At 63.6% G+C, this 12,729-nt stretch carries 11 protein-coding genes; 6 read left to right on the forward strand and 5 right to left on the reverse strand.

Annotated features, from left to right (window positions below):
- The first annotated feature begins 3 nt into the window (after window positions 1-3).
- From LIG30_RS00195 to LIG30_RS00215, 5 genes are read left to right on the forward strand one after another with little or no spacing between them, the layout of a single operon-like run.
- Window positions 4-672: an RraA family protein gene (locus LIG30_RS00195; protein WP_038708592.1), complete on the forward strand. Its 669-nt coding sequence runs from the start codon at window positions 4-6 to the stop codon at window positions 670-672.
- Window positions 669-1,334, forward strand: a complete 666-nt coding sequence (locus tag LIG30_RS00200) for an RraA family protein (protein ID WP_038708594.1) — start codon at window positions 669-671, stop codon at window positions 1,332-1,334. Before LIG30_RS00195 ends, LIG30_RS00200 begins: the two co-directional genes overlap by 4 nt.
- Entirely contained in the window at window positions 1,331-1,981 is a 651-nt protein-coding gene (locus tag LIG30_RS00205; protein ID WP_038708596.1) for an RraA family protein, read from the forward strand. The genes LIG30_RS00200 and LIG30_RS00205 overlap by 4 nt, the downstream gene beginning before the upstream one ends.
- Entirely contained in the window at window positions 1,978-3,219 is a 1,242-nt protein-coding gene (locus LIG30_RS00210; protein WP_038708597.1) for a pyridoxal phosphate-dependent aminotransferase, read from the forward strand. Before LIG30_RS00205 ends, LIG30_RS00210 begins: the two co-directional genes overlap by 4 nt.
- The gene (locus LIG30_RS00215) at window positions 3,203-4,021 is read left to right on the forward strand and encodes an alpha/beta fold hydrolase (protein ID WP_038708599.1); all 819 of its coding nucleotides are present in this window, start codon (window positions 3,203-3,205) and stop codon (window positions 4,019-4,021) included. The genes LIG30_RS00210 and LIG30_RS00215 overlap by 17 nt, the downstream gene beginning before the upstream one ends.
- Before the next feature lie 187 nt (window positions 4,022-4,208).
- Here LIG30_RS00215 and LIG30_RS00220 read toward each other — a convergent pair whose 3' ends face one another.
- On the reverse strand, window positions 4,209-4,835 hold the full coding sequence (locus LIG30_RS00220; protein WP_038708600.1) for an alpha/beta fold hydrolase: 627 nt from the start codon (window positions 4,833-4,835) through the stop codon (window positions 4,209-4,211).
- 375 nt (window positions 4,836-5,210) lie between these two features.
- Here LIG30_RS00220 and LIG30_RS00225 point away from each other — a divergent pair, with 375 nt between their 5' ends.
- A complete protein-coding gene (locus tag LIG30_RS00225) occupies window positions 5,211-7,232 on the forward strand; it encodes a tetratricopeptide repeat protein (protein ID WP_083493829.1) in 2,022 nt (673 codons plus the stop codon).
- Between the two features lie 1,116 nt (window positions 7,233-8,348).
- Here the strand turns inward: LIG30_RS00225 and LIG30_RS00230 are convergent.
- The 4 genes from LIG30_RS00230 to LIG30_RS00245 form a co-directional block, all read right to left on the reverse strand.
- Window positions 8,349-8,747 carry a GNAT family N-acetyltransferase gene (locus LIG30_RS00230; RefSeq protein ID WP_083493831.1) on the reverse strand — a complete coding sequence of 133 codons (399 nt, stop codon included), beginning with the start codon at window positions 8,745-8,747 and terminating at the stop codon, window positions 8,349-8,351.
- Window positions 8,748-8,973: 226 nt separating this feature from the next.
- The gene (locus LIG30_RS00235) at window positions 8,974-10,122 is read right to left on the reverse strand and encodes a porin (RefSeq protein ID WP_038708604.1); all 1,149 of its coding nucleotides are present in this window, start codon (window positions 10,120-10,122) and stop codon (window positions 8,974-8,976) included.
- 89 nt (window positions 10,123-10,211) lie between these two features.
- Window positions 10,212-11,612, reverse strand: a complete 1,401-nt coding sequence (locus LIG30_RS00240; protein ID WP_038708605.1) for an MFS transporter — start codon at window positions 11,610-11,612, stop codon at window positions 10,212-10,214.
- Window positions 11,613-11,638: 26 nt separating this feature from the next.
- Window positions 11,639-12,364, reverse strand: a complete 726-nt coding sequence (locus LIG30_RS00245; RefSeq protein ID WP_051994805.1) for a type IV pili methyl-accepting chemotaxis transducer N-terminal domain-containing protein — start codon at window positions 12,362-12,364, stop codon at window positions 11,639-11,641.
- Between the last annotated feature and the right edge of the window lie 365 nt (window positions 12,365-12,729).

The following is a 12,729-nucleotide window of genomic DNA, read 5'->3' on the forward strand; positions in this document are numbered from 1 at the left end:
GCCATGCCACACACCTCCCTGCTCGACCGCCTTGCCGCGCTCGACACCAACACGGTGTCGGACGCGCTGGATTTCCTCTGCCTGCCCGGCGCGACGTTCGGCCTGCGGCCGCTGTGGGACTGCCCGAAGATCGTCGGCCGGGCCAGCACTGTCCAGCTCGGGCCGAAGACGGACACGACGTCAACTGCCCATCTCATTTCCCCGGTCGTCGCCGGCATCCGGTCGCGCGATCGCATCCTCGTGATCGCCGGCGGTATCGACGGCATCTCGTGCTGGGGCGACATCCTCGCGAATGCGGCCCAATTCAACGGCATCCGCGGCTCGGTGATCGACGGCATGAGCCGCGACATCGAAGGCAGCGAATCGATCGGCTACCCGGTCTACGGACGCGGCGTCACGATGATCAGCGCGCGCAATCGCATCGTGCAGATCGCATCAGGGCAGCCCGTCACGGTCGCGGGCATCGTCGTGCATGAAGACGACTATGTGATCGCCGACCGCTGCGGCACCGTGTTCGTGCCGGCCGCGCATATCGACGCGGTGCTCGATCTCGGGCAGCGCATTGCGCAGCGGCAGGACGGCATGGTGCAGGCGGTTCGCGCCGGCCGCTCGGTCGAGGACGTGATGCACGACAAGGAATTCGACGCAATCAACGCAGGAGCGAACCGATGAAACACGAGGACAGGGAACTGGTCGAGCTGTTCGCGGGGCTCGATACGCCCGGCGTATCGGATGCGATGGACAAGCTGGGGCTGCCGGGCCAGTGTCTCGGCATCGCGCCGCTGGACAACTATGCGGGCGTCGTCGTCGGGCCGGCCTTCACGGTCCGGTATGCGAGCGCGGGCACCCCGCCGGGCACCGTCGGCGATTTCATCGACGATGTCGGCGAAGGCGACGTCGTGGTGATCGACAACGGCGGCCGCACGGACTGCACCGTGTGGGGCGACATCATGACCCAGTATGCGGGCATGCGGCACATCGCCGGCACGGTCATCGACGGTGTATGCCGCGACGTGTCGAAGGCGCTCGGCGACGGCTATCCGCTGTTCACCAAGGGACGCTTCATGCGCACCGGCAAGGATCGCGTGCAGGTCGAAGCGGTGAATGCGCCGGTCTCGATCGGCACCGCACGGGTATGCGCGCGCGACATCATCGTCGCCGATGCGAACGGTGTCGTCGCGGTTCCGCGCGAGCGGGCACGCGAAGTGGCTGAGGCAGCGCGGCAGATCGAAGCGGTCGAGGCGGACATTCGCGCACTGCTCGCCGAAGGCAAGACGCTGAGGCAGGCGCGCGAAGCGCTCGGCTATCACACGTTGCAGCGGAGGGCGTCATGACCGGAATCCGGTCGACGATCGCACTGCCGCCGGATGCCGCGTCACGTGCGCGCGCACTGGGCAGCGCCACGCTCTACGAGGCATCCGGCCTGCCCTGCGCGGCCGATCCGCTCGTGCGCCCGGTCTGGGCGGGCGCGTTCGTCGCCGCGCCGGCGTATCCGCTCGTCTGCTCGCCCGGCGACAACCTGTCGATCCACATCGCGATGGAGCGCGTGCCGCGCGGCAGCGTGCTGGTGGTCGGCACGGGCAATTTCGTGGCCGGGTACTGGGGCGAGGTGCTCACCGTCGCCGCGGAAGCGGCCGGTGTGGCCGGGCTCGTCATCGATGGCGGCGTGCGGGACGTCGCGGCGATCGCGGCGCGCCGCTTTCCGGTATTTGCGCGCGGCATCTCGGTGCGCGGCACCGTGAAGGCGAGCGCGCCGTCGGTCGGGCAGCCGATGACGTTCACCGGCGTTCCGGTCGCGAGCGGCGACCTGGTCGTCGCGGACGACGATGGCGTGATCATCGTGCCGGCCGCCGACGCGGCGCGTACGATCGCCGCGGGCGAGGCACGCGCCGCCAAGGAAGCTGCAATGATGCGACAACTGGAGCAAGGCGCGAGCACGCTGGAACTGATGGGCCTGACCCAATGGAGGAAGCTCGCATGAGCATCGACATGCAACGCCTGAACGTCCGTCTGGCCGACGCGAGGCCATCGGCCACCTACCGTATGATGGACCGCGTCGCGGCACGTCGCGCGTCGGGCGGCACGGTCATCTCGCTGAGTGCCGGCGAGCCGGACTTCGACACGCCCGCCCACATCTGCGACGCGGCGATCGACGCGATTCGCGCGGGCCATACTCGCTACACACAGGTTGCCGGCATGCGCCCGCTGCGCGAGGCCGTCGCCGCGAAATTCCGGCGCGAGAACGGCCTCGACGTGAACTGGGACGATACGATCGTCTGCAGCGGCGGCAAGCAGGCGATCCACAACGCGCTGGCGGCCACGCTCAACGATGGGGACGAGGTCATCGTGCCCGCCCCGTACTGGGTGAGCTACCCGGAGATCGTCCGGTTGTGCGGCGCGAAGCCGGTCGTCGTGCGCTGCGCCGGTGGGGAGAACGGCTTCAAATTGACGCCCGGTGCGCTCGCGAATGCGATCGGGCCACGCACCCGCTGGCTGATCCTGAATTCGCCGTCGAATCCGACTGGCGCGGTCTATACCCGCGACGAACTGGCGGCGCTCGCCGATGTCCTGCTGGCCCATCCGCACGTGCTCGTGCTGTCGGACGACATCTACGAGCATCTGATCTTCGACGGTGCACCGTTTCATACGATCGCGCAGGTCGAGCCTCGCCTGATGCCGCGCACGTTGACGATGAACGGGGTATCGAAGGCCTATGCAATGACCGGCTGGCGCATCGGGTTCGCGACGGGGCCACGGTGGTTGCTGGACGCGATGGAGAAACTCCAGGGCCAGCAGACGTCGGGCGCCTGTTCGATCTCGCAGCACGCGGCACTGGCGGCGCTGACCGGTCCGCAACAGTTCATCGGCGAAGCGTGCTCTGTGTTCGAGCAACGGCGCGACCTGATGGTGACGCTGATCAATCAGGCGCCGGGCCTCGCCTGTGCAAGACCGGCCGGCGCGTTCTACGCGTTTGCGTCGTGCAGCGAGTTGATCGGACGGGTGACGCCGGCAGGCGTGCGGCTCGGCGACGATGAAGACGTCGCCGGCGCTTTGCTGGACGAGGCCGGCGTCGCGGTCGTGCCGGGCAGCGCGTTCGGGCTGGGGCCTTATATTCGCGTCGCTTATGCGCTGGACGATGAAGCATTGGTCGATGCATGCCGGGCGATCCAGCGCTTCTGCGAATCACTCACCGGGGAAAGTCATGTCGATGCAGCGTGATCTGTGCAAGGAAAGCATCGCGTTGTGCGTGCAAGGTGTCGAACTCGACGTCGCGGTCATGCATCGGATGGGGGAATCGGCGCCGATCGTGTTCCTGCACGGCTTCGGCTCGACCAAGGAGGACTATGCGGATATCGTGCACTATCCTGCGTTTGCCGGGCGGCCTGTCGTCGCCTACGATGCGCCGGGCTGCGGCGCGACCCGATGTGGCGATCTATCGGCAGTCTCGATTCCGTTCCTCGTCGCGACGGCAAAGGCCGTCCTCGAGCGTGCCGGGATTCGGCAGTTTCATCTGGTCGGGCATTCGATGGGCGGGCTCACCGCGCTCATGCTGGCGCATGAAATGCCGGATCGCGTGCTGAGCCTGACCGACATCGAAGGCAATCTGGCGCCGGAAGACTGCTTTTTGAGCCGGCAGGTGATCGATTACCCGGCGGAGACCGCCGAGGGTTTCTTCAAGGACTTCATCGAGCGAACCTGGCATTCGCCGTTTTTTTCGTGCGCGCTCTATGCCGCGAGCCTTCCGCTCAAGGTGCGTGCGGAGGCCGTGCGCGGCATCTTCACGTCGATGGTCGAGTTGTCGGACCACGGCAGCGTGATGGAGAAATTTCTCGCGTTGCCGTTTCCGCGGATGTTCATGTATGGCGAGCAGAACGCGTCGCTGTCGTATCTGCCGCGCCTGCGGGAAAACGGCGTGCAATTGGCGGAGATTTCGCACAGCGGGCATTTCCCGATGTATTCGAATCCCGTTGAGATGTGGGAGCGGTTGGCGGTGTTTATCTCGGATGCGTCGGCGGGATGAGCGTGCTTGTTGAGAACGGCGAGCTTCGCTATGCAGGTGAAGCTCGCCTCATGTCAGCCAACGACGCGTCAATGCCTGTTGCCGGTGCTTGTGGCTGTCCGAGTCCGCTTCGTTGCAAGGCTGGCCACACAGATCACAGGCAACCATCGTTGGCCCATTTTCCCTGAGCGATTAACGTGGAACCGCGTCACCGCCCGCCCCGATCGGTCCGCAGCAAATGCGCGTCGACGATTGGCGCGAGTTCCATCGCATGGACATAGGCCAGATCGTGATTGCCGCCCGGGACCACATGCATGCACGCGTCCGGCAGCAATTCGAGCAGCCGTTGTCCGATCGCAACCGGACTGATCGGATCAGCGTCCCCCCATAGCAAGAGGACCGGCTGCGTAATCTTGCGCAGTTCATGCGTGAGATCGGACTTGAACGACACAAACCATCGAGGAAGGGATGGATTCGCTTCGACGAATTCCGTGCGCCAATCCCGCGCGCCCAGCGCCGCGACATCCATCCCGCCGGACGTCACCGTCAACACCAGATGCGTCACTAGGTCAGGCCGCTCCAGCGCGGCGCGGACAGCGATGATGCCGCCCATCGACTGGGCGATCAGCGCAGTCGGTTGGTCAATCTTCGACACAACCTGCCGGACGAGGTCATCGAGGCCATTGACATCCGAAGCGACAGGCTCGTCGCCAAACCCCGGATACCCGACCATGACCTTGTCGGCGGGAACCGTCAGTTGGCTAGCCAACGGCTTCCAGAACCCGGTATTGCCCGATGCGCCCGGCAGAAATAGGAGTTTCGATGGAGTGTGCATGCGTTGTCTATCCGTTTTTTGGCCCAGCGGGAAATATCGCATGACCAGAGATTTTTACTTACCGACTCAAGCGGCTGGCGAAGAAGTATTTGAAGGTAATATCTATCCAAGTCGCCCTATACTAGGCCGAACCGTCGCGAAGGCCGCCCTGCTTGTCGTCGCATCATTGTCGCTGGGCAGATGCGGGCTCTCCGGCTGCGGCATATTGGCAGCCGACGGCGCAGCGTTTGGCGGCTGCCATGCCGGCGCGCGGTTTTGATTCTGTCCGCACCGCCATCAGCCGCTAAACAGCGGCCGGAATAAAATCGATAACCCGACGCGTCGGAGCAGCCGTTCCAGCAGACAGACTCACGATGCGCGACTGAAAAAGAAAGAATGAAATACATGTCCGCTCCATTGCGCAGCAATTTCGTCCACGCATGCTGCGCGCTATCCGCAATGCTTGCGCTGTCGAGCAGCGCAAGCTCGGCGATCGCACTCGCTAGCATCTCCGTCGATCCGCGTGCCACGCTGCAAAGCGACACGCGCAATGCCCTTCGGGACGTGACCGGCGCACCAGGGTTCGCACAGCTTTCCGCCGGCGAGAAGGCCAACGTGCTCCTCCGTTTAGGCCTCCAGCGCCAAAAACAGCGCGACTATCTTGGCGCATTGAGTTTGTATGATGCGGGCCTGCAGTACCGCCCCGACTCGGACAGACTCCTTGTCGCCCGTGGAAGCGTCTGGCTTGCGTTGAAGCGCCCCGGTGAGGCAATCGCCGATTCTGGTCACGCCATCGCATCGAATGCGGGAAGCATCGCTGCGTACGAAACAATGGGCGTGGCTCACGAGCAGATGCAAGAATTCGCGCATGCACGCGACGATTACAAGCGCGCATTGTCGATCGACCCAACTCGCGTGCGTACGCTGCGAGCGCGAGCACGTGCCAATCTGGAACTCAAGGCATATCGAGACGCTATCGCCGACAGCGATGCCGCAATGAACCTCAACGACGACTCGGCGTGGGTCTATTATTATCGTGCGGTCGGTCGCGCGGAACTGAACGAATATGGCCCGGCCATCGACGATTTTACCTCCGCGGTTGCTCGTGATCGGAAGCTCGCCGTGGCCTACTACGGCCGTGGCGCGGCGTATTTCCTGACGGGAAACACGGATCTCGCCAAACAGGACTTTTCGACCGTACTACGCCTCTGGCCTCATCACGCGCAATCGTATTTCATGCTTGGGCGCACCGGGATGCGTGCAGGGCAATTGAATCTCGCCGAGGAAAATTTCTCGGCTGCGATTCGCGAAGATCCGCGGTTTGCGGACGCCTGGTACTGGCGCGCGAAAGTCCGGTATAAGGATCGCGAGTACGACAAGGCCATCGAAGACGACAGCATCGCCGTCAACATCAATCCCAAACTCGCCGGCGCCTGGATCGACCGCGGCAACGCCTACCTGGATACCGACCGATACGACGAAGCCATCGCCGATTATTCGATGGCCGGACAAATCGGCACGGAGAATTTCGCCGCGTACGCCAATCGCGCGAACGTCTATCGCGTAAAAAAGGAATATTCCAAAGCGTTATCCGACTATGACGAGGCACTACGGCTGCCATCGAATCCTGCTCGGCAAGCGCTCGTGTACTCGGGCCGGGCGTCGGTGTACAAGAAGCTCGGTCGGTTTCGGAGGGAGGCGGCCGATCTGACCCGGGCCATCGAGTTGCAGCCAGATGACACGGATTACTACTGGTCCCGCTCGTCTGCTTACGAACGGCTTGACGACTGGCCGAAAGCGATCGCGGACATGGCGAAGGTGATCAACCTGAAACCCGATGATACAAGCGCATACCGGTATCGGGCCGATGATTGCGCGTGGATCGATGCAGACACACTCGCCTTCGCAGATTATGCAAAAGTGCAGGAGCTACGCCCGAACGATGTCGACGCCGTGTTGGGCCTTGCTCGATTACACTTCCTTCGCGCGGAATTTCCCAAAGCCATTGAGACCTTTAATGAATACGAGGCAATCAAAGGGGATCATGCGTGGTACCCGTACGCGATCATCTGGCGACATCTCGCAGACATGCGAACCGGCGTCGATGATGCGAGGCAACTCGACGATGAGGCGCGGTCGTTGACGAATCACGACTGGCCGTATCCTGTCGTGGAGTACTTGCTTGGCCGGGCGGACGAAACTGCACTGCTTCAGCAGGCCCGGACTGGCAGCGAGGAAACGATACGGAATCAGATCTGTGAGGCGAACGCCTACATCGGTGAGCGACTGCTGGCGAGAAATGAACCGGGGGCGGCCCTCGACTGGCTGACCCGCGCCGCGAATCAATGTCCAACTGGCTTCCTCGAAAGGCTAATGGCGAGAAGAGAACTGCGTCGACTGCAGCAAGCCCAACGGTAATGCCCCCGTTTTCCACGGCAGGCAGAAGTAGAAACTAAGCGGCCATGGCCAGCCGCTGCCTTGAAGAGAGTTTGATCAGACGATCGAATCGTCCCGACACTATAGCGTCCTCCTGCAAAAGTACCGGCAACCGAATCCGGCAACGGCCCCGGATTCATGGCGTCATACGTGTAGGTCTCCGCTGCAGCGGCCTTTGCACTTGAACCACCTGCCAGCGCCCCTGCTCCTATGGCCCCCACGAATGACACCAAACTCCCGAAGTCAGGATCGTCATACGGCAGCATCGCCCCTTGCAGGAACGGCACGTAGTCCGGATAGCCAGGCAGCGCACCGTTCAGGAAATTCGGCACCGACTGGGCCGCGCCCAGTACCGTGTTCCACGCCGCACGGCCGGTGTCCTTGACCGCGCTCGCTAGCGTGCCGCAATTGTGGCCCGGTGCACACGTGTTATTCAGCGTCTCGTTCTACGCCGCCGTCACCGCGCCCTGCACGTTCTGACCCAGCAAGCCGGCCGCTACGCCACCGAGCAACGTCGTCGCAGCCGTGATCGCCGCCAGCTATCCCTGGTCGGTGATGCCCTGGCCGCCCGTTACCGCAGTGGCAATCGCGTTAGCACTGAGCGCCGACACCGCCCCGCCAATGGTCCGTATGCGCATCGCCCCATTAATTCTGCGCGTCGCTTAGATGCTCCCCGGCTAATTCCACTCGACCTTGCAATCTTTCAATGCAAACGAGCGGCCATCGGATACCACGAACTTATCGCCCTCGATTCGCGCTAAAGGCAGGCGCAGTGCCTTGGCACCTAGCTCGATGTCTGTACGCCAACCATCAAGGTCACCGTGATAACCAATCGCGTGGAAGAGTTGCTCGTCGGGCGACGTGATTTTGCAACCGCGTTCGTTGACTCCGCCGCTACTAGCGTGCAGAGGAATAGCAAACTCCGTGATCTCTCGGAACTGCTTTCTGAACGTATTCTTGCCGTCGTCGGCAAAATAGACGAATTCAGACCCTTCTACAGCAACGGTCCCCGGAATAACTCGCGTGTCGCGAGTCTCAAGTTTCCCACCGAGGCCTGCTCTAGTCGTTCACGCTGCCTAGTCATCGCTTCATTCCTCATCACTTGACCGGCGTGATCACGAACTTGAAGTTCTTGATACCGGCCTTGCTAAACACTTGGCTGCGGGCATAACCGGCCGCCCTCGCTTCGTCCAGAACGCGCTCGACCAATCGGCGCCCGACGCTCAGGCCTCGCGCCGCAGGGCGGACATACACACGCTTCATCTCGCAAGCCGTTCCATCCACTTCACGAAATCCGGAACATCCGACAACCGCGCCCGCGTGCCATGCAAGAAACAGCCCGCCGCGTGGCGCGGCGTATTTCCCCGGCAGGGTCGCCAACTCGTCTTCGTAGTTTTGAAAATCCAGGCTGACGCTCGCGCTTCCAATGTATTCGCAGAAGATTGCCTTTACAGCATCAAGATCTTCGGGAAAGCGGGCACGTTCGATACGGGTCATTCCAGTCTCCGTGAGTTGCACCGGCTGAACGGAAGACCGATAAAAAGAAAGGCCTCCCCGTTTCCGGTGAGGCCTTGCGACTTATGCTCGTGCTTTCAGCGTGCGCACACCACCGGCGATTCACCCTCCCGGGTAATTCGACGGTTCGTAATCGCGATGACGGCAGAAGCAGATTGATGCATGGATCGAGTCTCCCCCATGACCAACGCCCTTGTCAACGCAACGATCAGAACCGCGTCCGCATCCCGACGGTAGCCACGACCTGATTGCCCGTCGACGATGCCCCTCCCGACGTATAGATGAACGCGCCGTAGTTATGCCCGGACACGTGCTGATACATCCCCTCCAGATACAGATCCGTGCGCTTCGACAACAGGTACACAGCCTGCAGGTTCACCTGGCTCCACTTGGGATCGGCGCCATAGGTGGCGGAGTCGGTCACGTGACCGTCGGTATACGTGTACGCGACACCGACGCTCAGATCCGGACGCACTCGATACTTGCCATTGACTTCATAGTTGTCGAACCGCACAGTGCCGCCGTTCGAGCCGAATGACTTCGAGCCTTGATACTGGCTATGCGAATACACGAAGCCGACGAGCGCCGGCCCGAACGCATAGTTGATGCCCGCCGCCACCGTGCGCTGAACGTCCGCGCCGAGCTGGAAGCCGCCAACGCCGTTACCCGCCGCCTCGACCGGGTCGATCGCACCCGACGTATTCGCGCTGCTCGATCCGTTGATCTGGAGATAGGCGGCCGCGAGGTTCAGCGGACCGGCGCCATACGACACGCCCGCGCTGTATGCGCGGTTCACGGCGAAGTCCGAGCTGTTCGAGAACGCATAGAGCCCGCCGAACGTGAAGCCGGCGAAGCGTGCGCTCGTGAACTTCACCGCGTTGCTCATCCGGACCGAGTAGTCCATGTTGTCGTTATCGAACGGATGCGCGAAGCCAGTCTTGCCGAATGACGCGGAGGTCGCCGAAAGCGGCGCGACGAAGTCATAGACGAAGTCGTACTGCCGGCCGGCCGTCAACGTGCCGATATCGTTCTGCGCCAGCCCCACGAACGCCTGCCGCCCGAACATGCGGTTGTTCTGGCCCAGCTTCCCGTTCTGGATGTTGAAGCCGTTCTCCAGCGTGAAGACCGCCTTGAGGCCGCCGCCGAGATCCTCCGACCCGCGCACGCCGAACTGCGAACCGTTGATGTTGCCGCTCGTCGCCTGGAAGAGCGGCCCTTGCGAACCGCCCTTCTTGACGTTGTTGGTGTACATCAGGCCCGCATCGATGAGGCCATACAACGTGACGGAACTCTGCGCATGGGCGCACGACGCCCCGAGCGCCATGGCTGCCGCGACCGACCAATACCTTCCTTTCATTGAGACACTCCAGCTTGTGGTTGAAACGAGGCCGACATTCCAGACGGCGAGACTTGTCGAAAAAGTGCTGCGACCGAGCCGCGCATCCGTCACGTTTCGAGATCCAGACGAGGCGTGACCGCCCGGCCGATGGTCGAATCCGCGAGGCTTTCATCGGGAAGCGCCCACGTCAGCCAGCGGGCGCGATGCAACATCACCAGCGTGAACGCGAGTGCGGCAAGCACGCCGAACGTCGCAAAACCCATCTGATAGCTGCCGGTGCTTTCCTTCGCGATGCCCATGATCACGGGCAAATAGAAGCCGCCGATGCCGCCCGCCGCGCCGATGACGCCCGACATCAAGCCGGTCTTGCCCGCCCAGCGTTGCGGCACGAGCTGGAACGTCGCGCCGTTGCCGAGGCCGAACAGGACATAGGTGAGCATGAGCAGCACGATGCCTGCCGGCAGCGGCGGCATCCACGCCGCGAACGCGAAGTCGCATGCCGAGATGCATGCCAGCAGCAGCACCAGCGCGCGCACGCCCGAGATCCGGTCGGCAATCAGGCCGCCGATCGGCCGCACGAGCGCGCCGGTGAACGCGAGCAGCGACATGAACAGGCCCGCCTCCAGCTTCGGCAGCTGATAGAGCGAAATCAGCAGCGTGGTCACATACGAAGACATCCCGACGAAGCCGCCGAACGTGATGCTGTACACGAGCATGACGACCCAGGTATCCCCTTCGAGCAACTCGCTGCGGTAATGGCGCGGCAAGACCGCGATGGCCAGCAGCGCGCCGAGCACCGGGAGCAGCAGCACGCCGGTCTTGCCCGCGCCGAACGCACCGGCATGCACCGCGAGCACGAGCGCGACGAGCCCCACCAGCGTCACGCAGAAGCTGCCGAACGCGCGCGGCGCGTTGCCCGCCTTCGTGCCCAGGTCCCTGGCCCAGAAAAACAGCGCGGTGGCCGCGAGCGCGAGCAGCGGCAACGCGGCGCCGGCCGCCTTCATCCAGCCGAAGCGTTCGGCGAGCCCCGGGAACATGAAACCGTCGAGCACCGCGCCGATATTCCCTGCGGCGGCCAGTCCGAGCACCAGCCCCTGCACCTTGGGCGGATAGTTGCTGCCGGCCATCGGCAGCGCGACCGCGAAGCTCGCGCCGCCGACGCCGAGCAGCACGCCCAGCACGAGCAGCAACGCGTACGACGGCGCAGCCGGCGACAGCAGCAGCACGACCGGCGGCACCGCGGAAAGGCACACGCCGAGCAACGCGACCCGCCGGCCGTCGCAGGCCTGGTACAGATTGCCGAGCGTCACGCGGAGAATGGCCGCGCCCAGCACCGGCACCGCGACGAGAAAGCCTTGTTCGGCCGGTGTCATCGCGATGTCCTTCTGGATGAACGGCGCCAGCGGGCCGAACATCACCCATACGGTGAAGCCGGTATCGAAGTAGAGAAAGCACGCGAGCAACGCGCGCCAGTTGCCGGACTTGAGCGAATTCAACAGAGTGTTCATGGGGGTTCTCTCGACGTGTTGAAGGGCTATCGAAGCGCCGCGCCGGCACTCGCGTGCCGGCCATGCGCGAAGGGGCTGCGCCCCGGCGACGCGTCGGCCGTGCCGCGCGCGCCGATGACGCTGAACATCAACTGATCCATTTCCTTGATGATGTCGGCGAGCACCATCGTGATCACCGCGAACTCGCGGCCGGACGAGCCCGCGCGCGCCGCCGCGATGCGCGCATTGAGCGCGACGATGTTCGCCTGCATGGAGATGCTGCCCAGCTGCTCGGCGATGCTCGCCTGGCGCTTGAGCGTCTCGGCCTCGACGCCACGCATCTCGTTCTGGTACGCGAGCGTGATCTGCTGCAGCAGATCGAGCAGCGGCGTGGCCTGCTTCACAAGCGCGTCGACCTGTTCGTGTGCGGCCTCGCCGCCCGCCTCCAGACTCGCGAGCGCGTCGGCGGTGCGCGCGATGAATCGCCGCACGTGCTCGTCGGCACGCGCCGCGCCGAAATAGAGCTGTCTCAGCGCGTCGGAGAACACGCCGGGCAATTGCTTGTTGCCGTCGACCAGATCGGCATGTGCATTCGCGAACGCGGCCGCACATTGCCTCGCGACATCCAGCGCAGCGCCGTCTCCACGTGACGCGAGCAGCACGTGCAGCACGATGCGCTGCGACAGCATCCGCTGCCGGCCGGCCAGATTGATGAGTTCGCCGATCACTTGCGCGGAGACCCGGTCATGAGTCGAATCTGTCTGTCGTTTCATGTGTCGAAAGGTGCAAAGCGGAGATCGCCGATGTGCCGGACCGGACGCGCGCGACGCGTGCATCCCGCTCCTCCGTCGGCGAGGCAAAAAAAAATCCCGGAGCGACGCTTGCGCGAACCGATCGATCGATCGATCAACGCAAGCGTTGCTCCGGGACGCCATTGCCCCGCATCCGCTCGCGAGAGCGGAGGGTGAACTGGTGAAATACAAAGACCGCCGTTGGTCTCACGGGAACCCTATGCAATACCCGTGCCACAGCGCGCCACCCTCCACGCGCCGATGGGCCGGCGGCCATCTCCGGCATGGCGTCGGCATGCCGCAACGCCTTGCGGCGATTGGCACACGAGGCGGGCGCACCTCACCTC

It is taken from the genome of Burkholderia sp. lig30 (assembly GCF_000687455.2).
Taxonomy (GTDB): Bacteria; Pseudomonadota; Gammaproteobacteria; order Burkholderiales; family Burkholderiaceae; genus Burkholderia.